22 protein-coding genes are annotated in these 24,728 nt (G+C 29.4%); 13 read left to right on the forward strand and 9 right to left on the reverse strand.

Translation table 11 applies throughout. The features are described 5' to 3' along the window. Positions 1 to 11: 11 nt before the first annotated feature. Entirely contained in the window at positions 12 to 335 is a 324-nt protein-coding gene (locus D1817_08495) for a YbaB/EbfC family nucleoid-associated protein (protein AXT19921.1), read from the reverse strand. 189 nt (positions 336 to 524) lie between these two features. Between D1817_08495 and D1817_08500 the strand changes: the two genes are divergently transcribed. From D1817_08500 to D1817_08510, 3 genes are all read left to right on the forward strand, one after another. Further along, a complete protein-coding gene (locus tag D1817_08500; GenBank protein AXT19922.1) occupies positions 525 to 2,585 on the forward strand; it encodes a S9 family peptidase in 2,061 nt (686 codons plus the stop codon). A gap of 76 nt (positions 2,586 to 2,661) precedes the next feature. Further along, positions 2,662 to 3,705 carry a cysteine synthase family protein gene (locus tag D1817_08505; protein ID AXT19923.1) on the forward strand — a complete coding sequence of 348 codons (1,044 nt, stop codon included), beginning with the start codon at positions 2,662 to 2,664 and terminating at the stop codon, positions 3,703 to 3,705. Positions 3,706 to 3,819: 114 nt separating this feature from the next. Next, a complete protein-coding gene (locus tag D1817_08510; GenBank protein ID AXT19924.1) occupies positions 3,820 to 5,079 on the forward strand; it encodes an aminotransferase class I/II-fold pyridoxal phosphate-dependent enzyme in 1,260 nt (419 codons plus the stop codon). 68 nt (positions 5,080 to 5,147) lie between these two features. Here D1817_08510 and D1817_08515 read toward each other — a convergent pair whose 3' ends face one another. Both D1817_08515 and D1817_08520 read right to left on the reverse strand, forming a co-directional pair. Continuing rightward, positions 5,148 to 6,269: a GTP cyclohydrolase gene (locus D1817_08515; protein AXT19925.1), complete on the reverse strand. Its 1,122-nt coding sequence runs from the start codon at positions 6,267 to 6,269 to the stop codon at positions 5,148 to 5,150. 45 nt (positions 6,270 to 6,314) lie between these two features. Further along, on the reverse strand, positions 6,315 to 7,211 hold the full coding sequence (locus D1817_08520; GenBank protein ID AXT19926.1) for a transporter: 897 nt from the start codon (positions 7,209 to 7,211) through the stop codon (positions 6,315 to 6,317). Between the two features lie 113 nt (positions 7,212 to 7,324). Here D1817_08520 and D1817_08525 point away from each other — a divergent pair, with 113 nt between their 5' ends. The 4 genes from D1817_08525 to D1817_08540 all read left to right on the forward strand — a co-directional run bounded on the left by D1817_08525 (position 7,325) and on the right by D1817_08540 (position 12,911). Next, the gene (locus D1817_08525) at positions 7,325 to 7,603 is read left to right on the forward strand and encodes a DUF4834 family protein (GenBank protein AXT19927.1); all 279 of its coding nucleotides are present in this window, start codon (positions 7,325 to 7,327) and stop codon (positions 7,601 to 7,603) included. Positions 7,604 to 7,717: 114 nt separating this feature from the next. Then, positions 7,718 to 10,162 (forward strand): hypothetical protein, encoded by a 2,445-nt coding sequence (locus D1817_08530; protein AXT19928.1) that lies wholly within the window; start codon positions 7,718 to 7,720, stop codon positions 10,160 to 10,162. Next, the gene (locus tag D1817_08535; protein AXT19929.1) at positions 10,134 to 11,438 is read left to right on the forward strand and encodes a glycosyl transferase family 1; all 1,305 of its coding nucleotides are present in this window, start codon (positions 10,134 to 10,136) and stop codon (positions 11,436 to 11,438) included. Before D1817_08530 ends, D1817_08535 begins: the two co-directional genes overlap by 29 nt. 18 nt (positions 11,439 to 11,456) lie before the next feature. Continuing rightward, positions 11,457 to 12,911, forward strand: coding sequence for a polysaccharide biosynthesis protein (locus D1817_08540; protein ID AXT19930.1), 1,455 nt, complete (start codon positions 11,457 to 11,459; stop codon positions 12,909 to 12,911). A 284-nt stretch (positions 12,912 to 13,195) separates the two neighbouring features. Here the strand turns inward: D1817_08540 and D1817_08545 are convergent, their stop codons facing one another. After that, positions 13,196 to 14,344, reverse strand: coding sequence for a hypothetical protein (locus D1817_08545; GenBank protein AXT19931.1), 1,149 nt, complete (start codon positions 14,342 to 14,344; stop codon positions 13,196 to 13,198). Between the two features lie 149 nt (positions 14,345 to 14,493). Here D1817_08545 and D1817_08550 point away from each other — a divergent pair, with 149 nt between their 5' ends. Beyond that, the gene (locus tag D1817_08550; protein AXT19932.1) at positions 14,494 to 15,576 is read left to right on the forward strand and encodes a DUF3667 domain-containing protein; all 1,083 of its coding nucleotides are present in this window, start codon (positions 14,494 to 14,496) and stop codon (positions 15,574 to 15,576) included. Between the two features lie 41 nt (positions 15,577 to 15,617). On the opposite strand, the gene uvrA is transcribed toward D1817_08550, so the two are convergent. Then, positions 15,618 to 18,404, reverse strand: coding sequence for an excinuclease ABC subunit UvrA (gene uvrA / locus D1817_08555; GenBank protein AXT19933.1), 2,787 nt, complete (start codon positions 18,402 to 18,404; stop codon positions 15,618 to 15,620). A 241-nt stretch (positions 18,405 to 18,645) separates the two neighbouring features. Here uvrA and D1817_08560 point away from each other — a divergent pair, with 241 nt between their 5' ends. Beyond that, the gene (locus D1817_08560) at positions 18,646 to 19,230 is read left to right on the forward strand and encodes a sigma-70 family RNA polymerase sigma factor (protein AXT19934.1); all 585 of its coding nucleotides are present in this window, start codon (positions 18,646 to 18,648) and stop codon (positions 19,228 to 19,230) included. A 234-nt stretch (positions 19,231 to 19,464) separates the two neighbouring features. On the opposite strand, the gene D1817_08565 is transcribed toward D1817_08560, so the two are convergent. After that, positions 19,465 to 20,130, reverse strand: coding sequence for an endonuclease III (locus D1817_08565; GenBank protein ID AXT19935.1), 666 nt, complete (start codon positions 20,128 to 20,130; stop codon positions 19,465 to 19,467). A gap of 37 nt (positions 20,131 to 20,167) precedes the next feature. On the opposite strand from D1817_08565, the gene D1817_08570 reads away from it, so the two are divergent. Continuing rightward, on the forward strand, positions 20,168 to 20,617 hold the full coding sequence (locus tag D1817_08570; GenBank protein ID AXT19936.1) for a thioredoxin-dependent thiol peroxidase: 450 nt from the start codon (positions 20,168 to 20,170) through the stop codon (positions 20,615 to 20,617). Between the two features lie 58 nt (positions 20,618 to 20,675). Beyond that, entirely contained in the window at positions 20,676 to 20,912 is a 237-nt protein-coding gene (locus D1817_08575; GenBank protein AXT19937.1) for a hypothetical protein, read from the forward strand. A 4-nt stretch (positions 20,913 to 20,916) separates the two neighbouring features. On the opposite strand, the gene D1817_08580 is transcribed toward D1817_08575, so the two are convergent. Beyond that, a complete protein-coding gene (locus tag D1817_08580) occupies positions 20,917 to 22,377 on the reverse strand; it encodes a TonB-dependent receptor (GenBank protein AXT19938.1) in 1,461 nt (486 codons plus the stop codon). 95 nt (positions 22,378 to 22,472) lie between these two features. On the opposite strand from D1817_08580, the gene D1817_08585 reads away from it, so the two are divergent. Both D1817_08585 and D1817_08590 read left to right on the forward strand, forming a co-directional pair. After that, positions 22,473 to 23,234 (forward strand): MBL fold metallo-hydrolase, encoded by a 762-nt coding sequence (locus tag D1817_08585; GenBank protein ID AXT19939.1) that lies wholly within the window; start codon positions 22,473 to 22,475, stop codon positions 23,232 to 23,234. 3 nt (positions 23,235 to 23,237) lie between these two features. After that, complete coding sequence (locus D1817_08590) at positions 23,238 to 23,741, forward strand: hydrolase (protein AXT19940.1); 504 nt, start codon at positions 23,238 to 23,240, stop codon at positions 23,739 to 23,741. Here D1817_08590 and D1817_08595 read toward each other — a convergent pair. Both D1817_08595 and D1817_08600 read right to left on the reverse strand, forming a co-directional pair. Next, on the reverse strand, positions 23,738 to 24,394 hold the full coding sequence (locus tag D1817_08595; GenBank protein ID AXT19941.1) for an alpha/beta fold hydrolase: 657 nt from the start codon (positions 24,392 to 24,394) through the stop codon (positions 23,738 to 23,740). The two genes, D1817_08590 and D1817_08595, sit on opposite strands and share 4 nt — an antisense overlap. Then, entirely contained in the window at positions 24,394 to 24,726 is a 333-nt protein-coding gene (locus D1817_08600; protein ID AXT19942.1) for a hypothetical protein, read from the reverse strand. Before D1817_08600 ends, D1817_08595 begins: the two co-directional genes overlap by 1 nt. Positions 24,727 to 24,728 lie beyond the last annotated feature (2 nt).

A 24,728-nucleotide genomic window follows, 5' to 3' on the forward strand; every position in this document is an offset into this window, starting at 1 on the left:
AAATCTAAGTGTTATTTAAATAAATCCATACCTGGAATATTAGGCATACCATCTTTAGCAACTGCAGCTAATTCGGTTTCATTTACATTACTAGCTTTTTCAATAGCTTTATTAAGTGTAATAACTAAATAGTCTTCGAGTTGTTCTTTATCTTGAAGAAGATCATCACTAATATCTATGTTTTTTATGACTCTGTTAGCTGTTAAAGTAATTCTTAACTGTCCATCACTACTTTGTTCATCAACAAAAACAGTATCTAATCGTTTTTTAGTGGCTTCGACTTTGGCTTGGGTTTCTTGTAATTTACCCATCATTCCTTTTAAATCTCCAAACATTGGTAAAACTTATATTTTAATTAAAATTTCTCAACAAAAATATAAAATTGCGTGTTTGATAAAACGTTTTTTAATGGAAAAATATATTTATAAAGATTAATTTATAATACTGTGTTTTTCGGATATAAAAATTAATCTTTATAAGTCTATTTTTAATGCTATTTTTGCTATCCTTACATTTAAAGATTAATGAGCAAACATCCTATTCCTCCAATAGCAAGAAAAATCCCTAAAGAACTTTCAATACACAGCGATACAAGAATAGACAACTATTTTTGGCTTAACGATAGAGAGAACCCTGAGGTAATTGATTATTTGAATAAGGAGAATGCGTATTTTGAGGAAATGACATCTCATACGAAAGATTTTCAGAATAATTTGTTTGAAGAAATGAAATCTCGTATTAAAGAAGATGATGAAACAGTACCATACAAATACAATGGGTATTGGTATATAATGAAATTTGAAAAAGGAAAAAATTATCCAATTTATATACGTAAAAAAGAAACATTAGAGGCAGAAGAAGAGTTATTGTTTGATTGTAACAAAATGGCCGAAGGCTTTGCGTATTTTAAATTAGGAGGAATTAGTATTAGTCCAGATAATAACTTAGTAACTTATGGTATAGACACGGTTAGTAGACGACAATATACACTTCACGTTAAAAATTTGGTTACGGGAGAAGTTTATAGTGATACTATAAAAAACACTACAGGTTCTGCAACTTGGGCTAATGATAATAAAACAATTTTTTATACCCTAAAGAATGAACAAACACTTCGTTCTGAAAAAGTATTTAAACATAGAATAGGAGAAGACTCTGCTAATGATACTCTTATTTATACAGAGGAAGATGAAACTTTTGGAGTAACTGTTTATAAAACAAAATCTAAAAAATACCTTGTTATTACTAGTTATAGTACTTTAACGACTGAATCTCAAATTTTAGATGCTGATACACCTAACAATGCATTTAGAATTTTTCAACCTAGAATTAGAGGTTTAGAATATAGTATTAGTCATTATGAAGATTCATTTTTTATTGTTACGAATGCTGATAAAGCAACTAATTTTAAATTAATGAAAACTGATGAGGTTGAAACCTCAAAAAGTAACTGGAAAGAAGTAATTGCACATAGAGACAATGTGCTTATAGAAGATGTTGATATATTTAAGGATTTTCTGGTAATTAGTGAACGTAGCAATGGACTTAACAAAATTCGTATTAGACGTTGGGATACTTTAGAAGAGTATTTTTTACCATTTGATAATGAAACCTATACAGCATATACAACTACAAATGTTGATTTTAATACTACAATATTACGCTATAGTTATAATTCATTAACAACACCATCTTCAGTAATTGATTTTGATATGGTTACTAAAGAAAAAACCATTAAAAAAGAACAACAAGTTCTTGGTGGTAAATTTAATAAAGATAATTATGTGTCAGAACGTTTATGGGCAATTGCTGGAGATGGTACAAGAATACCAATGTCTTTAGTATACCATAAAAACACACAAAAATCTTCAAACACTCCATTATTACAATATGCTTACGGATCATATGGTTCTACCATAGATCCATATTTTTCAACGATGAGGTTGAGCATGTTAGATCGTGGTTTTATTTATGTAATTGCTCATATTCGTGGAGGAGAATACTTGGGACGGCCTTGGTATGAAAACGGTAAACTATTAAATAAACGTAATACGTTTACAGATTTTATAGATTGCTCTAAATTTTTGATTAATGAAGGTTATACATCTGCACAACATTTATATGCAATGGGAGGAAGTGCTGGTGGTTTACTTATGGGAGCAATAGCAAATTTAAATCCAGAATTATACAATGGTATAGTTGCACAAGTCCCTTTTGTAGATGTAATTAGTACAATGTTAGATGACAGTATTCCATTAACGACTGGAGAATATGATGAGTGGGGTAACCCTAATGAAAAAGAATACTATGATTATATCAAAAGTTATTCGCCCTATGATAATATTGAATCTAAACCTTATCCAAATTTATTAGTTACTACTGGGCTTCACGATTCGCAAGTACAATATTGGGAGCCAGCAAAGTGGGTAGCTAAATTGAGAGATTTGAAAACAGATTCTAATCTTTTACTATTACATACTAACATGGATACTGGTCACGGCGGTGCTTCAGGACGTTTTGAGCCACTAAAAGAAGACGCAGAAGAATTTGCTTTCATATTCGATTTAGAAGGAATTAATGCCTGAGTTGATAAAAAAACTACTTATTTTTGCTCCGTTAAATTTACATTTAATAAATTAGAAGTATAATAGGAAACTATTTATGAACGACAACAACAATGTATTTGATAATGTTTTAGATCTCATAGGAAAAACACCACTTATCAAATTAAACAAAATAACAAAGAATTTTAAAGGAGAATATTTAGCAAAAGTTGAAGCCTTTAATCCAGGTCATTCAGCTAAAGATAGAATTGCTTTATATATTATTGAAGAAGCTGAACGTAGAGGTTATTTAAAACCAGGAGATACAATTATAGAAACTACTTCAGGCAATACAGGGTTTAGTATTGCTATGGTGAGCATTATTAAAGGCTATGAGTGCGTTTTAGCAGTTAGTTCCAAATCTTCTTTAGATAAGATTGATATGCTTAAAGCAATGGGAGCTAAGATCTATGTTTGCCCAGCTAATGTAAGTGCAGATGATCCTAAATCATATTATCAAGTAGCACAAAGACTGCATAAAGAAATTAAAGGATCTGTATATATTAATCAATATTTTAATGATTTAAATTCGGAAGCACATTATAGAACTACTGGACCAGAAATATGGGAACAAACAAATGGAGCTATTACACATTTAGTAGCTTGTAGTGGAACAGGAGGAACAATTTCTGGTACAGCAAAATTTTTAAAAGAACAAAACCCTAAAATTAAAGTGATCGGGGTTGATGCTTACGGTTCAATTTTAAAAAAATATCACGAGACAAAAGAAATAGATACGAATGAAATTTATCCATATAGAATTGAAGGTCTTGGGAAAAATTTAATCCCATCATCTACCAATTTCGATATTATAGATGAATTTGTTAAAGTATCTGATGAAGAAAGTGCACATACAGCAAGAGATATTTCTAAAACAGAAGGATTATTTGTGGGGTATACTAGTGGAGCGGTACTTCAGGCTATAAAACAACTTAATGCCATCGGAAAATTTAAAAATACAGATAAAATTGTAATAATTTTCCCAGATCATGGCTCACGTTACATGAGTAAAGTATATTGTGATCAATGGATGGGAGCACAAGGATTTTTAGATTCTGAAAGAGAATCGATGGAAGAACAACAAGTAAAATATATAAAATAAGAGCAATTATAATAATAACTTATTTAATTATTAAATATTTGTTAAAGAAATAATTATGCAAAGAAAATATAATTATATAATTTTGTGCTCTACTAACTAAGATTATTATTGGTGATGAAGGATTTATTTGAAAAGATATATAGAGATAAAGGCCCTTTAGGAAAATGGGCTTCACAGGCAGAAGGCTATTTTGTTTTTCCTAAATTAGAAGGGCAGATTTCTAATAGAATGAAATTTCAAGGAAAAGATGTAATTACTTGGAGTATTAATGACTATTTAGGTTTAGCTAACCATCCTGAAGTTCGCAAAGTAGATGCTGAAGCTGCTGCAGAATATGGGTCTGCTTACCCAATGGGTGCTCGTATGATGTCTGGTCATACATCTCTTCATGAACAATTGCAAAACGAATTAGCTTCTTTTGTAAATAAAGAAGCTGCTTATCTATTGAATTTTGGATATCAAGGAATGGTCTCTACAGTTGATGCTTTAGTATCTAAAGATGATATTATTGTTTATGATGTAGATGCGCATGCATGTATTATAGATGGTGTACGTTTACACATGGGTAAACGATTTACCTATAAACATAATGATGTTGAGAGTTTAGAAAAGAACTTAGAGCGGGCTACTAAAATGGCTGAGCAAACTGGAGGCGGGATTCTTGTAATTTCTGAAGGTGTGTTTGGAATGAGAGGGGAACAAGGTCGTTTAAAAGAAATTGTAGCTTTAAAGAAAAAATTTAATTTCAGACTATTTGTTGACGATGCACACGGATTTGGTACTTTAGGTAAAACTGGAGCCGGAGCAGGTGAAGAACAAGGAGTTCAGGAAGATATTGATGTCTACTTTGCAACATTTGCAAAATCATTAGCAAGTACTGGAGCTTTTATCGCTGCTGATAAAGAAATTATTGATTATTTAAAATATAATTTAAGATCGCAAATGTTTGCTAAATCATTGCAAATGCAATTAGTTGTAGGAGCATTAAAAAGATTAGATATGTTGAGAACAATGCCAGAGTTAAAAGAAAACTTATGGACCATTGTTAATGCATTACAATCTGGCTTAAAAGAACGTGGTTTTAATATTGGAAACACACAAAGTTGTGTAACTCCAGTATATTTAAATGGTAGTATACCTGAAGCTATGGCTTTAGTTAGAGATTTAAGAGAAAATTATGGAATATTCTGTTCTATAGTAGTTTATCCAGTGATACCTAAAGGGTTAATTTTACTTAGAATGATTCCTACTGCCACGCATACCCTAGAAGATGTTAATGAAACTCTAGATGCATTTGATGCAATTAGAGAGCGATTAGAAAACGGAACTTATAAGCGTTTATCTGCTGCTTTAATAGCTGCAATGGGAGAATAATAGTTTTTCTTAACTAACTAACCTAAAATAAACAAAAAAGAGTTGCCTAATAATAAGTAGCTCTTTTTTTAATAAATTTCTTTTTTGAATGTACATCGTCTTTTATGAACTTTTGGGTTAAAATTTTTCCAAATTTTATGAATAGCAGTGTTATCTGCTAACTCTGGCCCTCTAATACATTCAACAATACCTTTTTTTGCAAATTCTTTATAGAATTCATCAAATATAATTGCTGTGACTCCTTTGTTTTGATATTCAGGGACAATCCCTATTAAATAAAAAGTAACGGAATCATTATGTTTTTTCGCTTTTAATAGATGTTTAAACCCAAAAGGAAATAATTTCCCTTTCATTTTTTGAAGCGCTTTTGCATATGATGGAGTTACTATAGCAAATGCAATAAGTTTATTATTTTTATCTGTAACAAACTTCACATATTCAGGATCCAAAAACGGGATAAATTTCTTTTTAAAATAATCTCGTTGTAACTGGTTAATTTCTACAAAAGTGGATAGTGATTCATGAGATTTACTAAAGACATCAAACATCTCATCTGCATAGGGTAAAATATCTTTACTATTATTAAAAACTAATGTTTTTAATTGATATCTCTTTTTTATAATGGCTTGTATTCTTGTAAATGATTCATGTGGAATATCTTTATATAAAAATTTACTTTCTAGATATACTTTTTCGACCTGAAACCCTAATTGCTCATAATGAGATGCATAATAAGGATGATTATACCAAGTTATCATATTACCAATATGATCAAACCCTTCGGTAATCACTCCAACCTTATCTAAATTAGAAAACCCTACAGGGCCTTCTGTATAATCTAAATTATATTCTTTACCAATACGATTAATCTCTTTTAATAAAGCTTTAGAAACATTTATATCATCTATAAAATCAAACCAACCAAACCGCATTTTTTTTAACCCTTGCCCTTTTACTTCTAACCAATTAATGATTGCTGCAATACGACCAACAATTTCTCCATTTTTATAAGCTAAAAATAATTTTGCTTCGGCATCTTTAAAAACAGGATTTTCTTTTTTATTAAAAGTTCTTATTTCTTGATTAATAATAGGGGGGACCCAATACTTGGAATTTTTATAAAGTGTAAAAGGGAATTTTACAAACGCTTTTAAATCTTTTTTAGAATGTATCTCTTTTATTGTAATCATATTCTAATTTACAATCATAGTTTAGCGCTTATTAATATAACAAAATTACTGCTTTATAGGTATCTCTTTGTCTTTATGAAAATCTAAACGATAGGAAGCTCCTAACGTAATATTAAAAACAGAAGGAGTATCTTTTGTGTTAAATGTTACTCCAGTATCTAATTGAAAATTTTTATCAAATAAATAAGCGCCCCCAAATCTAAATAAATTATCAGAATTAAAGTCCCCTTTTATACCTTGAGTTTCAGCAAAAACAACCCATTTTGTGTTAAAAGAGTGAGTTAAAGTTAAAATGTATTGAAAATCAGATGCATCTGTTCCTATTCTGTCTAAAATAAAATTAGTTACAAATACCCAGCCTCCAGCAAAATTATTTTGGGTAGCAAGGAGTACTTTAGGGCTAAATCCTTCTACATCTGGAGCCGTAAAAGGGTTATCTTTTGTATCAAAGTTAGCGCCTGCATATACTGCAACTGCTGGAATTAATGAACTCCATTTAAATTTCCTATTAGCATGATAACTGTATAAATTTGGTTTCTCTTCCTCAGCATTTTTTAATGGATCATATATTAAATATTTTGCACCTATTGTTAAATTAGTAAAATTACTTCGTTTTCTCTCTGCTATAAAAAATGAACGGTTATCTGTAAATGTATCATCTCGATATATTCCTTCTATACTAAGTTCTAATTCTTCTAAGAAAACACCATAACGCCCAGCAAAATCCACTCCAAAACCACTAGTTTCAAAATCTAAAAGTGAATGGTCTTCGTTTATGCTAAAAGCACCTAGCTCTAATTGGGCAACTCCTGTACCAACAGAAAAAGCGCTACGAGATGCTCCAGGTCGATTAGAGTTAATAACCTCTGTATATTGACCATAAACTGTTAATGAAAACAATAAAGAGCTAGCTAATAAAATATTGGTTAAAAATAGCTTCATTTGAGTGTTAGTTTAGTTTTTTATTTTATCAAATATATAATTTTATTATTTTTTTATGTTCTATAAACGTGTTTTAAATCATAAGAATTGTATTTTTGAAAAAATATTTAATCATGTTGCAATATGCATCATTTACTGGGGTTTTTAGAACGATATTAATAATAGCGTTAGTATATTATGGAATGAAAATCTTATCTAGAATATTTGCTCCTGCTTTATTGCGTTATGTTACTAAAAAAGCAGGTGAACGTTTTGGACAACAATTTAATCCACAACAAGAACAGCATACTTCTCAAAAAGAAGGCGAAATAACAATAGATAAAGTGCCACATCAAAATAAAACTTCTAATAATGATGTTGGCGAATATGTGGATTATGAAGAAGTTGATTAACTTTTTCTAAAAATAATTTCACAAGTTATTTAGTTCTCAAGCTGTATTCCTTAGATTTGTTTTTGATAAGTAATATTTGTTTTAAACTTTTTAAAACAGATTTAATAATTCTATATGGAGTTTTCATTTAAAAATTTTTTACCACATTTTTTAATTGTTTTAGGTTTTATACTTGCCTCACTATTATATTTTAGCCCAGTACTTAAAGGAAAACAAATTTCGCAGAGCGATATCAAACAATACATTGGTATGGCTAAACAGCAAAATGATTTTAGAACAGAAACGGGAGAAGAAACTTATTGGACTAATAGTGGGTTTGGAGGGATGCCTACTTATCAGTTAGGTGCAAAATACCCTCATAATTATATTAAAAAGCTAGATTTAACTTTACGTTTTTTACCACGACCAGCAGATTATTTATTTCTTTATTTTATAGGGTTTTATATATTACTTTTAGTGTTAAGAGTAGATTATAAACTTGCTGGACTCGGTGCATTGGCATTTGGTTTTTCCACATATTTAATAATTATTTTGGGAGTAGGGCATAACGCTAAAGCGCATGCAATTGCTTATATGCCATTAGTTTTGGCAGGAATAATCCTCACATTTCAAAAAAAATATATTTCTGGGTTTTTACTTACCACAATTGCATTAGCATTAGAGATTGTTGCTAATCATTTTCAGATGACATATTATTTGTTATTATTAGTTCTTGTTTTAGGTGTGGCTTATTTAATTGATGCATATAAGAAAAAACAGTTATCTAACTTTTTTATATCTGTTGGAATATTATCAGTTGCAGCTACTTTAGCAGTAGGGCTTAATGCTACTAATATTATGGCAACTCAAGAATATGCAAAAGAAAGTACACGTAGTAAAAGTGAATTAACAATTAATCCTGATGGTTCTTTTAAAGAAGTTTCTAGTGGGTTAAGTAAAGATTATATTACTGAGTATAGTTATGGTAAACTTGAAACCTTTAATTTGTTTATTCCACGATTTATGGGAGGAGGGAATACAGAAGATTTAGGTAGAAACTCTAATACTTATGATGCCTATCGAAAATTAGGAGCACAACCAAAGCAAGCATTAGATTTATCGAAAAATGCTCCGATGTATTGGGGAGATCAACCTATTGTAGAAGCTCCAGCTTATATAGGTGCAGTAATTTTATTTTTATTTGTTTTTGCTTTATTCCTTGTAAAAGGACGCTTAAAATGGTGGCTTGTTGGTGGGGTTGTACTATCTCTATTATTGTCATACGGAAAGAATCTAAGCTTTTTAACAAACTTTTTTATTGATTATATACCTTTATATAATAAGTTTCGAGCTGTAAGTTCTATACAAGTTATTTTAGAATTGTGTATTCCAATACTTGGTATTTTTGGATTAGTTAAACTTTTTAATGATTTTGAAAAAGAAGAAACTAAAATCAAAGCTCTAAAATATGCTACCGCCATTACTGGAGGTATAGCTTTCCTCTTTTTATTATTAAAAGGAAGTTTATTTGATTTTGTGAGCTTTAGAGATGGAGGACTTATTCAAGCTTATGGGCCTGATTTTATTGAATCCATTAAAGCAGATCGAAAAGCAATCTTTACATCAGATACAATTAGAACTCTAATTTTAGTTTTACTTTCGGCAAGTTTAATATGGTATTTTTTAAAGAAAAAACTATCTCAAACTTTAGTTATATCAGGATTTGCATTATTAATATTATTTGATCTGATTGCAGTTGACCGTCGTTACGTTAATACAGATAATTTTGTTTCTGGATCGCAAGTTCAAAACCCTTATTTACCTAATGTAGCAGATCAAGAGATATTAAAAGACAACTCGCATTTTAGAGTATTTGACCTCTCTTCAGGAGATACTAGAGCATCTTATTTTCATAATTCATTATCAGGTTATCATGCCGCTAAAATGAAACGCTATGATGAGTTGTATAATTTTCATCTTGTAAATAATAATATTCAAGTATTGAGTATGCTTAATACAAAATATATTATAGTACCTGGACAAGGTGAAAGCAATGAGCCACAAATGTTTGAAAATACTGATGCGAATGGTAATGCTTGGTTTGTAGAAAATATAAAATGGGTAGATACAGCAGATGAAGAAATTAGAACATTAGATAGTTTAAATACAGCTATAACAGCTGTAATTATGAAATCCCAACTCAAAGCTGAACATGAAATTGAGGCAAAACCCCAAGATTCTCTAGCTTCAATTTTATTAACTGATTATAAGCCAAACCATTTGACTTATACATCAAATACTAAAAACGGTGGATTTGCTGTATTTTCTGAAAATTATTATAAACATGGGTGGCAAGCTTATATAGATGGCTCTCCAACGGATCATATTCGTGTTGATTATGTTTTAAGAGGAATGCAAATTCCATCAGGAAATCATACAATAGAATTTAAATTTGAACCAAGTGTTATTAAAAAAGGTAGCCGTATAGCTCTAGGTAGTTCTGTAATTGTAGGGATATTATTTATAATAGGTTTGTTTTTGCAATTCAGGAATACTAAAAAAGATAAAAAAAGTGCATAAAAAAGCACTCATAATAACTTATTATTGGCCTCCAGCTGGAGGGCCTGGAGTACAACGTTGGTTAAAATTTGTAAAATACCTTAGAGATTTTAATATTGATCCCATAGTTTATATTCCTGATAATCCTAATTACCCGATTACAGACGAAAGTTTATTAGCAGAAGTTCCTGAAGGAATTACTATTTTAAAACAACCTATAAAAGAACCATATAAATTTGCAAAATTATTATCTAAAAAGAGTTCAAATACTATTAGTAAAGGTATTATCTCTGAACAAAAAAAACAGAGTTTAATAGAACGTATTCTACTTTACATTAGAGGTAATTTTTTTATCCCTGATGCACGTAAAAATTGGGTAAAACCTTCTGTTGATTACTTATCTAGATATATTGAAAAAAATCAAATTTCAACAATTATTACTACAGGTCCACCACATAGTTTACATTTAATAGGATTGAAATTAAAAGATAAATTAAGTGTAAAATGGTTTGCAGATTTTAGAGATCCTTGGACTTCAATAGGGTATCATAAGCAATTAAAATTAACACAATCATCTAGATTAAAGCATAAAGAATTAGAAAAACAAGTATTGCATAAAGCTGATGAAATTATTGTAACAAGTTTTAAAACCCAAGAAGAATTTCAAGAAATTACTAAGCAACCAATTTCAGTTATTACAAATGGTTATGATATAGAAGTGTTTGAAAAGGAAGAATTAGACAAGCAATTTTCTATAGCACATATAGGGTCTTTATTATCTGAGCGAAATCCAGAAATATTATGGCAAGTTTTAAGTGAACTTATTAAAGAAGATACTGTATTTGCTTCTAAATTTCAGTTAACTTTGGTTGGTGCAGTAAGTAAAGTTGTGATAAATAGTTTAAAAAAATATGACTTATTTTATTATGTGAATTATCTAGGTTATGTTTCGCATAAAGAAGCTTTAAAATATCAACACAAGTCACAATTGTTATTAATGATTGAAATTGATTCAGAAGATACTAAATGTATTATACCAGGGAAATTGTTTGAATATATGGTATCTAACAGGCCAATAATAGCTATTGGGCCTATAGATTCGGATGTAGAGCGAATTATAAAAGCCACAAACACTGGTAAGTATTTTAATTATACAGAGTATAAAGCCTTGAAAGAAACAATTCAAACTCATTTTAATGCCTTTCAAAATAATAATTTGAAAACCCATCCTATAGGTTTACAACAATATAGTAGAAGAGAATTGACAAAAAAACTTTCAGAATTACTAAATTCATAGCCATATTTAATATTGTAAATGGGAATAGTACTAAATCAGAGTTCTAAAAATTTTGTTGTAACCTATTTAGGTTTTGGAGTAGGTGCTATAAACTTATTGTTTTTATACACTTATTTTTTACCAAATGATTATCATGGTTTAGTGAGCTACATTTTATCAACTGCCGCTATTATGATGCCGATATTAGCGTTAGGTACTCATAATACTATCATCAAATTTTATTCTTCTTTTAGAACTAGAAACAGTATAAATAGTTTTTTAACGTTAATGCTATTATTTCCATTTTTAGCAATTATCCCTATAGGAGTTATTGGTTGCTTTTCTTATGAAATGATTTCAAATTCATTATCTAAAGAAAATGAAATTATTAAAAACTATGTTTGGTTAATCTATATCGCAGCGATATGTTTTGCTTATTTTGAGATTTTTTATGCTTGGGCAAAAGTGCAAATGAAAAGTGTATTTGGAAACTTTATGAAAGAAGTATTTCATAGGGTAGGAGTGTTATTACTTTTTATAGGGATTTATTATAAATGGATTACGGTTGATGATTTTATATATGGAGTTATTATAATTTATATATTAAGAGTATTGATTATGATGGGATATGCATTTGCTCTTCGCCGCCCTGTATTACGATTTAAAAAAATCACCAATGTATCTTCAATTATTAAATATAGTTTATTAATTATTATTGCAGGTTCAGTAGCGAGTATCATATTAGAGATTGATAAATTTATGTTAGGACAATATATTGTTATTGATAATATAGCATTTTATGGTATTGCTGTATATATAGCTACAGTAATTGGAGTGCCAGCTCGGTCAATGCATCAAATTACTAATCCTATTACCGCAAAATTTTTAAATGATAATGATAAAGAGAGTTTAAAAGATTTATATAAAAAAAGTTCTATAAACTTATTTATTATTGGAGGGTTTGTGTTTTTACTTATTACATTAAATATTAATGAACTCTATACTATCCTTCCTGAAGAATTTAGAGGGGGTGTTTTGGTTGTATTTCTTATTGGTTTAGCAAAACTTATCGATAATTTAATAGGTAATAATAACGCAATCTTGTTTAATAGCAATTATTATCGAATTGTACTTTTATTAGGCTTTATATTAGCCATATTAGCCGTTATACTTAACGTTGTATTAATTCCAGTATATGGTATTTATGGAGCAGCTTATGCTACTTTTATTTCTATTGTTGTTTATAATATTTGTAAAGTTGGTTTTGTTTATATAAAATTTAAAATGATTCCGTTTACGCTAAATACGTTTAAAACAATAATAGTTTTAGGGGCGTTTATTTGCACTTTTTATTTTTGGGAGTTTACCTTTCACCCGATTTTAAATATCATTTTAAAATCAATGTTTATAAGCTTGTTATATGCTATTATAGTCTATCGTTTTAATCTATCTGATGATATTACCATAATATTAAATAAGTATATAAAAAAATAGAGAATTATATACAAGAGTTTCTAGGTAGGATAAACTAAGTGCGACTTCATTTTATTATTAGTATAATTATTATTGTAATCCATAATACGATAGTATATATCCACTCTTTTTTTAATTTGTTCATGCTTAAATAATTTAGTAGGTTATATAAGGTATTTAACGTGATTCTACTTTAATTGTTTTATTTAGATGATTCCAAAAAAATAGTATTATAAAAGAAAACCCTGCAAGGTGCTTTGAGGCATACGTCCAGCAAGGTTTTCAGTAAGACAAATAGTTTTTTGTTAGTTTATACTTCTTCTTGATCTACTTCTAGATTTTGAAGAATTTGATGGAGAACTACTTTTTTTAGCTCTACTATTACTCGAAGTCGATTTTGCACGTTGCGATCTACTGTTGCTTGAACTAGAACGTTGTTGTACAGCACTCCTCCTGTTTGAGCTGCCTCTAGAGGCTACTCTTGAATTAGAATTTTGTCTAACAGGCGCTTTTCTAATTCTATTATCATTAGAAGATGATCTTCTATTTACACTTGACCTTCTGTTTGTAGATTGATTTCTATTTACTGAGGATCTTCTATTATTAGCATTGTTAGTAGCAACACGTTGTCTTTGAGTTCTGTTAGTAGTTGTAGCTCTACGTGAATTAGAGTTAGCATTTCTATTGTTAGATACTCTACTTCTATTATTAGTTGTAGCTATACGACTTCTACGAGATATACTACCTTGGTTGTATATAGAACTTCTTCTCTTTGAATTGTTTGCATAACCTCTACGATTATTATTATTATAACTATACCTTACGTGACGTCTATAATTGTTTCTATATGGTCTGTAGTAATCATACCTAACAGTTCTATAATACTGTCTGTATGGCCTTACATTAATCACACAGTATTCTCTAGCTGGAACAGCATAATATCTATGCCAAGATCTATAAGTATAATATCTGTTATAAGAATTAATATATCCTGAATAATGAGAATATCTATTATAAAGATCGTAATACGCATATAGATTACCAATTCTATTTATTCTTCCGAAACCATTATAACTAATACATATATCACCAATTTGAGACACTCTTCCATAATAATCATAAAAAATAGGTGTATTTTCGATTTGTACTACAGCCCCATAATCATCATATTGCACATAAGCGTTATAATCATACCCTGAATTAAAACTGAGGTTTACTACTCCTAAATCTATGTGAGCACCAAACTTAGGGCCATAATTTTTTACATTAAAATCGAATTGGCCATCTCTGAAAATTGCGAATTCAATTCCGTTTTCTACAAATATGAAAGAATTATTATATCCTCTTCCATAAGATGTTGATGTAAAACCATTATTGAAGTTGTTGGTAGTTTCTGCATTAACAGTTAATCCTGCAAAGAATAAACTTGTTAAAAGGAATAGTAATTTTTTCATAATCTTTGTTTTAATGTTACTTGTATAGTTGATACCAAACAGCGTGCCAAAAAACACGACTAATATTTACTATTTTGATTTTCAGATGATTAATATGTAAAAAATGTAAATTCTTTTTTATATTTTTATAATGTATTATTTACTCTTTTATGGAAAACAGTCTAACCAATGTTACCAATTGTAAAAACTGCGATAAACAGCACGAAATAGGATTTGAGTTTTGCCCACATTGTGGACAAAAAACAAACGAAGATTTAACTATTGGCGTATTATTTTATAATACTATAAGTAATTATTTTTCTTTTGATGCTCGGTTTTTTAAGAGTTTTATCCCTTTAATGTTTAAACCTGGAGATTTAGCAAAACGCTTTATTGAAGGCAAACGCTTATTATATTTACATCCAGCTCAGATGTATTTATTTATCTCTGTAGTCTTCTTTTTTATTATATCGTTTGCAATTAGGGATACATCTCAAAAATTAGATGAAGGTTTTAAAAATGAAAAAGAGAATTCTACAATAATTTCAGATTCATTGAAACCAACCTTAGATTCTATACAAATTCAACAAACAGAAAAACTATTTAATCAATTAAAAGATAATAAAAAGCTTCTTGGAATTAACGATGAGGATTTAAAGCTAGCAGATTCGATAATTAAAATACAAGCTGCAAATCCTCAAAGATTTAATACTGATTTTGGCTTTGATGAAAAAAAAGTAGACTCCCTTATTGCATCAGGTGCTGAAGATGCAATTATCTATAAACAAATGGGAATGAAAGATGATGCAGGGACTTTTACACGTCATTTTTTTTCTCAAATGCTTAAGTTTTATAAAGATCGTGGAGCTGGTTCTATTTTACAAGCATTTTTTGATAGTATACCGATAGCACTGTTTTTTTTGCTACCAATATTTGCATTTATTTTAAAGTTGTTTCATTATAAAAAAGGGCGTTTTGCGCATCATCTGGTATTTAGTTTTTATTACTTTTCGTTTTTGTTTACAGCATTTAGCCTTTTGTATGGGATTAATCTAATCACAAATATTCCAAATTGGATAGATTTTTTAATTATACTATCTACCTTTTTCTATTTATTTGTAGCAATAAAACGTTTTTATAATCAAGGATGGTTTTTGAGTTTTGTAAAAAGTAGCGCTATTACTTTTATATATTTTATGTTCCTTATCCCATTTACAATATTTGTAGGTTTAGTAGCATTTATGCTCTATTGAAAGAGTTAAGTTTTACGCTGCACTTATACAAAAATAATAAATTATAATTTATCTTTTAAAAAACGACCTGTAATAGATTCTTTGTTTTTTACTAATTCTTCTGGAGTGCCTGAAGCTACTAAATACCCTCCACCTTCACCACCAGTAGGCCCAAGATCTATAATATAATCAGCACATTTAATTAATTCTAAATTATGTTCGACTACAATAATAGAATGCCCTTTTGTAATTAGTGCTTCAAACGAAGTAAGTAATTTTTGAATATCATGGAAATGCAACCCAGTAGTTGGTTCATCAAAAATAAATAGTGTTTTATCTTTTGTATTTCCTTTTCCTAAAAAAGAAGCTAGCTTAATACGTTGAGCTTCACCACCAGAAAGCGTAGAAGAGCTTTGCCCAAGAGTAACATAACCTAAACCAACATCTTGAAGAGGTTGAAGTTTATTTTTAACCTTATTTTTCCCTTCAGTGTCAAAAAATGAAATAGCTTCATCAATTGTCATATTTAAGATATTATCAATAGATTTATCTGCAAAAGTGACCTCTAAAACTTCTTTTTTAAAACGCTTACCTTTACAAGTATCACACTCTAAATGTACATCGGCCATAAACTGCATTTCAATAGTAACTTCACCTTCACCTTTACAAATTTCACAACGACCACCATCAACATTAAAAGAGAAATGTTTCGCTTGGTAATTTCTTATATGACTTAATTTTTGACTTGCAAATAAAGCACGAATATCATCATAGGCTTTTATATAAGTAACAGGGTTAGAACGAGAAGATCTCCCTATAGGATTTTGATCAATAAATTCAATATTTTTTATTATACTAAAATTGCCTTCTATGGATGTAAATTCACCTGGCTTTTCACTATAATCAGAAATCTCTTTAACTAGAGAAGGATAAAGTATCTTTTTTACTAAAGTACTTTTTCCACTCCCAGAAACACCAGTAACAACTGTTAAACCTTCTAAAGGAAATGTAACATCAATATTTTTTAAATTATGCTCACGGGCACCCATAATATTAATATGATATTTTGAAGTACGCCTTGCTTCAGGAACTTTAATCTTTAAAGTTTCATTTAAATATTGGGCCGTTAGAGAATTTGAAGCTAATATATTTTTAAATGTACCAGTAGCAACAACATGCCCCCCAAAAGTTCCGGCTTCTGGACCTATATCTATAATTTCATCAGCAGAAGCCATAATATCTTCATCATGTTCTACTACTATAACTGTATTTCCTAAATCACGTAACGATTGTAATACTGTTATCAAACGTTCAGTATCACGAGGGTGTAAACCAATACTAGGTTCATCTAGAATATACATAGAACCCACCAAACTACTTCCTAAAGATGTTGCTAAATTAATGCGTTGACTTTCACCTCCAGACAAAGTATTTGATTTTCGATTAAGTGTTAAGTAATCTAACCCAACGTTGGTTAAAAAACCTAAACGATTATTTATTTCTTTTAATAAACGTTTAGCAATATGCGTATCGTGTTCGTTGAGTTTTAAATTATTAAAAAATACTGTTAATTGACTTAGAGGCATCTCTACTAGATCAGTAAGCGTTGCATTATTAATTTTAACATAATTGGCTTCAATTCTCAATCGTTTCCCCTTACAAACTTTACATTTTGTTTTACCTCGATAACGAGATAGCATTACACGGTTCTGAATTTTATATGCTTTCGATTCTAATTCTGTAAAAAAAGAAGATAATCCTTCAAAATAATTATTTCCATCCCAGAGAAGTTGTTTTTCTTCTTCACTGAGCTCAAAATAAGGTTTATGAATAGGAAAATCGAATTTATGCGAATTATTAACTAACTGATCTCTATACCAACTCATACTTTCTCCTTTCCAACAAAAAATAGCATTTTCGAATATAGATAACGATGTATTTGGAATTACCAAATCTTTATCAATACCAATCACATCACCATAACCTTCACATTTAGGGCAAGCTCCATATGGGTTATTAAAACTAAATAAATGTACATTGGGTTCTAAAAAACTCATTCCATCTATTTCAAATTTATTACTAAAAGACCTTAAAGAGTTATCTGATAGAATTTCTATACAACATTCTCCTTTACCTTCAAAAAAAGCAGTTTGTATGGCATCTGCTAATCGATTAAAGAAATCTTCTTCATTTCTTGTAATAATTCGATCTACTACTAATGCTATTGATTTATAAGGTTCTTTATAATTTTTTACTTCATCAATACGAAGTACGGTATCATTAATTTTTACTCTAGCATATCCCTGTTGTTGTAGAACGCTTAATTTATCTTCTATTTTTCTACCTTTTTCTAAATGAATAGGAGCGAGGAGTAATAACTTTTCTCCTTCTGGAAAAGATTTTATAAATGTTGTAACATCTGTTACTGTATCTTTTTTTACTAGCCTTCCAGATTCTGGAGAATATGTTTTTCCTATTCTTGCAAAAAGCAGTTTTAAATAATCGTAAATTTCTGTAGTAGTACCTACGGTAGATCTCGGATTAGTCGAATTAACTTTTTGTTCAATAGCAATAGCTGGAGCGATGCCTTTTATATAATCAACTTTTGGCTTGTTAAGACGCCCTAAAAACTGACGGGCATAGCTAGATAAGCTTTCTACATAACGACGTTGCCCCTCTGCATATAAAGTATCAAATGCTAAACTTGACTTTCCAGAACCAGATAAACCAGTGATAATGACTAGTTTATTTCTTGGAATGATAACATCTATATTTTTTAAGTTATGCAATTTAGCACCTTTTATAAGGATGTTTTTTTTAGGATTTGCAGTTGAAATGTCAGTATTCATGGCTATTTACAGAAATAATCTTGCGAAGATAACACTTCTAATTTTAGTTTTAAAACTGCATTTATTATATGAGAAATTGTAAAAAAGATGAATTATTTTTGTTTTTCAGGTATGATTGTTGTTATATTTGAAATATATAACGCAATAATATAATAATTAGCCTATAGCATAACATTACTTTTTTAAAATTCTAAACCCCCAAGCAAAGAACCCAAATTCTGCGCGCAAAAAAGTAATGATTATGAGACAACAACCTATTACAGATGCTGTATTAGTAAGTAACTACATTAAAGGCGATGAAATTGCACTTTCTAAGTTAATCAAAAAACACAAACAAAAAGTTTACAGCTTTATTTACTCTAAAGTATTTGATAGAGATATTACTGAAGATATTTTTCAAGATACGTTTATTAAAGTCATTCGTACTTTAAAATTAGGTAAATATAATGAAGAAGGTAAATTTTTACCTTGGGTAATGCGTATTGCTCATAATTTGGTCATAGATCATTTTAGAAAGAACAATCGTATGCCTAAATTTGATAATAGCACAGATTTTGATATATTTTCTGTAATAAGTGATTCAGCTTTAAATGCAGAAAAGGCAATTATAAAAGATCAAGTCGCTAATGATGTAAAACGATTAATAGAAGAACTTCCTGAAGATCAAAAAGAAGTACTCGTTTTACGTATGTATAATGATATGAGTTTTAAAGAAATCTCAGAAAAAACAGGAGTTAGCATTAATACTGCTTTAGGTAGAATGCGATATGCATTAATTAATTTACGTAAAGTAATAGATAAACATAATATAATATTAACTAATTAATATAATAAAGGAAGTTTTGTTACGTTATGGTATTGTATAAAACAAAAAACCAAAAATAAATGGCAAAACTTTACATTGAAGATTCTAAAAACCTCAAATTACTTAAGCCTAAAGATGAGACGGTAAATTTCATATTGAATTACTCTAGAGCTTTAAGAGTTATTAAGTATAACCATCTAAAGTTTGAATCGCTTCAAAACTAAATTATGAGCTAAAAAAAAGTCCTAATGTGAATTAGGACTTTTTTAACCGCTTATTATTATATTCATCTAGAACAGATTTCCTTCCTATTGTTTTAGTAATAATATCTTTTTCAAGATCCCAACCTCTTGCTGGAGAATATTCTCTTCCATACCATATAATTTGTAAATGTAAATCATTCCACAATTCCTTTGGAAATAAACGTTTAGCATCTTTTTCAGTTTGAACGACATTTTTACCATTAGTCAAATTCCAGCGATACATTAAACGATGTATGTGTGTATCTACAGGAAATGCTGGTATTCCAAATGCTTGAGAAACCACTACACTAGCGGTTTTATGACCAACTGCAGGAAAAGTTTCTAAAACCTCTAATTCTTGCGGAACAACTCCATCATATTTATCAACCAATATTTGTGATAGCCCATGAATACCTTTAGCTTTCATTGGAGAAAGTCCTACAGGTCTTATTATATCTCTAATTTCGTCAATACTAAGTTTAATCATATCATAAGGGTTATCTGCTCTTTCAAACAATAAAGGAGTAATTTTATTAACTCTTACATCTGTACTTTGAGCGGACATTAATACAGCTATAAGTAATGTGTATGGATCTTTGTGATCTAGTGGAACAGGGATTTCTGGATATAATTTATATAGCGTATTTATTACGAAATTTACCTTTTCTTGTTTTGTCATTAGTGTATATTTGTGAAAAAGTTCAAAGATAATAAATATGACTACATTAAAAGTAGGAGATAAGGCTCCAGAGTTCACATCTAAAGATCAAGATGGAAATATAATTACACTAAATGATTATAAAGGGAAAAAACTAGTAGTTTTCTTTTATCCTAAAGCAAATACCCCTGGATGTACTTTAGAAGCCTGTAATTTAAGAGATAATTATACGGAATTACAACAAGAAGGCTATGAGATACTAGGTGTAAGTGCAGATAGTGAAAGAAAGCAATCTAATTTTAGAAATAAATTTAGTTTCCCTTATCCGTTATTAGCTGATGAAGATAAATCTGTAATTAATGCTTTTGGAGTTTGGGGTCCAAAACAATTTATGGGACGTAATTTTGATGGAATTCATCGCATAACATTTGTGATTGACGAATCTGGAATTATCTCTAAAGTAATTGATAAGGTAAAAACTAAAGATCACGCTAATCAAATTTTATAATTTGGTTGGCTTCAAAAATTAATTTCGACTAATTTTATTATTTATAAACATTTAAAAAATGAATATTACAGATTGGTTGGGGTCAATAGGAGTTTTTATGATATTGCTAGCTTACATTTTAAGTGTAAAGGATTTAGTATCTACAAAAGAGCTATCGTTCATACTCCTTAACTTTGTAGGCGCTTTATTGGCGTGTTCTGCATCTATTTTACTTAACTATATTCCATTTATTATATTAGAAGGAGCTTGGGCACTAGTATCCCTAAGTACATTATTAAAATATAAAAAAGTGTAATTACTTACTTTCTTAATTTTTGAGTTAATGGCTTACGAGTATATCCGAAAAGACGGTAATCTTTTATTAAATCAGCTATACCTTCAGGAAGCATATCTTTCCATCCGCTTTCTCCACTTGAAATTTTGTGTAGTACAGATCTTGAAAAAATACTTAATACTGCTGGGTCAAAATTGTCAACATCTGTTACTTTCCCATTGTATTTAAAAAACTTATAAAGCTCTTTCATACGAGGGTGAACTTTTAAATTTTCACTTGTTATAAGTTCACCAGTTTTTTCATCTTTCATTGGATATAAATATACTTTTAAATCCTTAAAAAATAACTTCCCAAATGCCTCTAGAATACCACCACTTAAATGGCGATAGTATTTTTCATCAAATATATCTACTAAATTATTTACACCTAAAGCGAGTCCCATTCTATTTTTAGAGTATTGAGAAAAATATTCAACAAGCTTGTAATATTCTTGAAAGTTAGAGATCAATACAGTTTGTCCTAAAGAGCATAATAAATCGGCACGATCCATAAAATCTTGTTCATCAATCTCACCTTCGGCACGTAAATTAGATAATGTAATTTCAAACACAACTTGAGTTTGAGCTTTATCTACTTTATTTTCTTTCAGAAACATGTCATATGATTTCTGATACATATCCATATTTACTTTGGTTACAGGCCTAAAACTACCTCTAAGTGCGAGGATATTTTTTTTATATAAAATACGAGCAGGTAATACATTATTTCCTTCCGGATCAAACATTACAGCATCGGTCATTCCGTTTTTAACCAGTTGTAAGCTCATTAAGCGATTATCTACTTCTTCAAAAACGGGTCCAGAAAAGTTAATCGTATCAATTTCTAATTGATCTTTATCCAAGTGATCGTATAAATAACGAAGTAATTTTTTAGGCTCATTATATTTATAATAAGCACCATAAATAAGATTAGTGCCTAAAACACCTAATGTCTCTTGTTGTAAACGAGTATCATTTTCTCTAAATCTAAAATGGAGAATAATTTCGTTATATTCTTGATCTGGTTCTACCTGATATTTTATGCCTACCCAACCATGGCCTTTATATTTTTTGGCAAAATCAATTGTTGCAACAGTATTAGCGTAAGAAAAGAAAAGCTTATTAGGGTGTTTATCCCTAGTTATACGATCTTCAATTAACCCAATTTCATGAGCTAACATTTTTCGTAAACGAGATTCAGTAACATAACGCTTATCTTCTTCTATACCATAAATAGCATCACTGAAATCTTTATCATAAGCAGACATAGATTTTGCGATAGTAGTTGAAGCCCCTCCAGCTCTAAAAAACTGCCTTACAGTTTCTTGTCCAGCACCAATCTCTGCAAAAGTGCCATAAATGTTTTCATTTAAATTAACACGAAGTGCTTTCTGTTTTAATGAAGGAACGTTTTCAATAACATGATCTCCTTTTAGAGTAATTTCCATTTCTAAAGTATAAATTAATTATCCCTAAAACAAAGGTATTAAAATAGAGATGCAAAGAGAAAAAATAATCTATTTTTGTAATAAAATTTACACTTTTGAAGATTACTTTTTTAGGAACAGGTACTTCTCTTGGAATTCCTATAATTGGAAGCACCCATCCAGTCTGCTTGAGCAATGATATAAAAGATAAAAGACTAAGAGTTTCTGTACTTATAGAATGGGGCAGTTTTACTTATGTTATTGATTGCGGCCCTGATTTTAGACAACAAATGCTAAATAGTAATTGTAATAAGTTAGATGGAATTTTATTTACACATGAACATTCTGACCATACTGCAGGATTAGATGATATACGGCCATTTTTTTTTAAACAAGGAAGTATACCAATTTATGCACACAAACGTGTTATTAATGCTTTAAAACGCCGTTTTGATTATATTTTTGAAACAAAAAATAAATACCCAAGCGCTCCTAGTGTGATGGAACATACTATTGAAAATACCCCTTTTGTATTAGGAGGTAAAAAAATTATTCCTGTAAATGGCTATCATAATAAACTTCAAGTATTTGGGTTTAAGATTAGTGATTTTGTTTATTTAACAGATATGAAAACTATAGCTGACGAAGAAATTGAAAAAATAAAAAATGTAAAAATTTTAGTAGTTAATGCATTAAGAGAAGAGGAGCATTCATCTCATTTTAATTTATCAGAAGCACTAGCATTTATAAAAAAGGTAAACCCTCAACGAGCTTATTTAACCCATCTGAGTCATTTATTAGGGTTTCATAAAGATGTTGAAAGAAAGTTACCTGAAAATGTGTTTTTAGCCTACGATAACTTACAACTAAAACTATAGAAAATGAAAAACAGATTATTTATATACCTATTTATGTTTGCTTCATTAACGGCATTATTTATATATGTAAACTCTAAAAATATTTTAGATTCTTACGAAGTTGATATAAAAAAATTTGAGGAAAGAGAAATTGCTTATAAAGATTCTATAAATAACTTGATTGACGAAAATTTAGATTTGTTATATTTTAAATTAGAGAATAATGATGATGCTTTAAGTTATTTTGAAAATGACGGAATAGATACTGATGCAATTGTACCTTTTATTAAAGATGAAATTTATAAATTAAATACAGTGAAAGGAGAACATCCTTTAATACCATATGAAGCTGTAGAAGGTAAAATGATTATTAATAAAATTAGACTTTTAAATCATAAATGGATTATTGCCGATTTTTCTGATGGCACTTTTTGGGGAGAACTTTTTATTACTTATGAAATTACAAAAGAGAAGCAATTAAATTTTAAAGTAGCAGAATCTTTTTTGTATCCACCTCAATCATATTAAACTTTAGGATTTAACCAATTTTTTAATTCATAAAAATTTTGAGGAGCTACTCCATGACCAACAGGAAACTCTCGATAAGTATTCTTAATGTTTAAAGTGTTTAATTTTATAGGTGCCTTTTGAGCCCAACCTACAGGTATAACCTGATCTGCACTCCCATGTGAGCAATAAAAATCTAGATGTTTATAATCACTTAAATTTTCCTTTTCAATTAAAATATCTTCGTTAATATAGCCGCTTAATGCAATAACATTTTTTATTTTATTAGGGTAGGTGAGCGCAACTGCATAACTTAAAATAGTACCTTGACTAAACCCTAAAAGGGTTACATTATTTTTATTTACTGGATATGAATTACAAACTTCGTCTATAAAATTTGAAATTTTATCTCGAGATTCTTTAGCTTGATCGTTATCACTCCATTTACCTTGTTGAGCATCAAAATTAATAGCATACCAAGCATTTCCATAAGGTTGTAACGAATATGGTGCTTTAACAGAAATGATCAAAAACTCTTCTTGTAACTCAGTCGCAAATGAAAATAAATCATTCTCATCACTCCCATAACCGTGAAGCATAATAAGTAGCGGAGCATTTGAGCTTAGGGATGATGGTCTAACTATATGCTCTAAAGATAAATTTTGAGTAGTCATTAATTACCGAAATTTGCAAATATTTTTTGATAAAGTGTTCCTAATATAGGAGTAGGTTGTATTTTCCCACTTAAGGCTGTAGTGATTCCAAAGATAAATAATACTCCAAAAAATATGTAAAACCCTAATGTGATTGTCCAACTATCAAAAACCCCAATAATATAGCCTAATGCAAAAAAAGTTAGCCATAAACCTAAAGATTGTCTTATATGAAAGGCAGTGAAAGAATTCTTCTTTTCTGTATTAGAATAAAAAGCAATTACGACACCAATAATAGTAATATAACTTATTAATGCCATTTGCTTACCTTCTTCAATAGTAGTTTGATTCATAT

This window comes from Flavobacteriaceae bacterium, from assembly GCA_003443635.1.
Lineage (GTDB): Bacteria > Bacteroidota > Bacteroidia > Flavobacteriales > Flavobacteriaceae > AU392.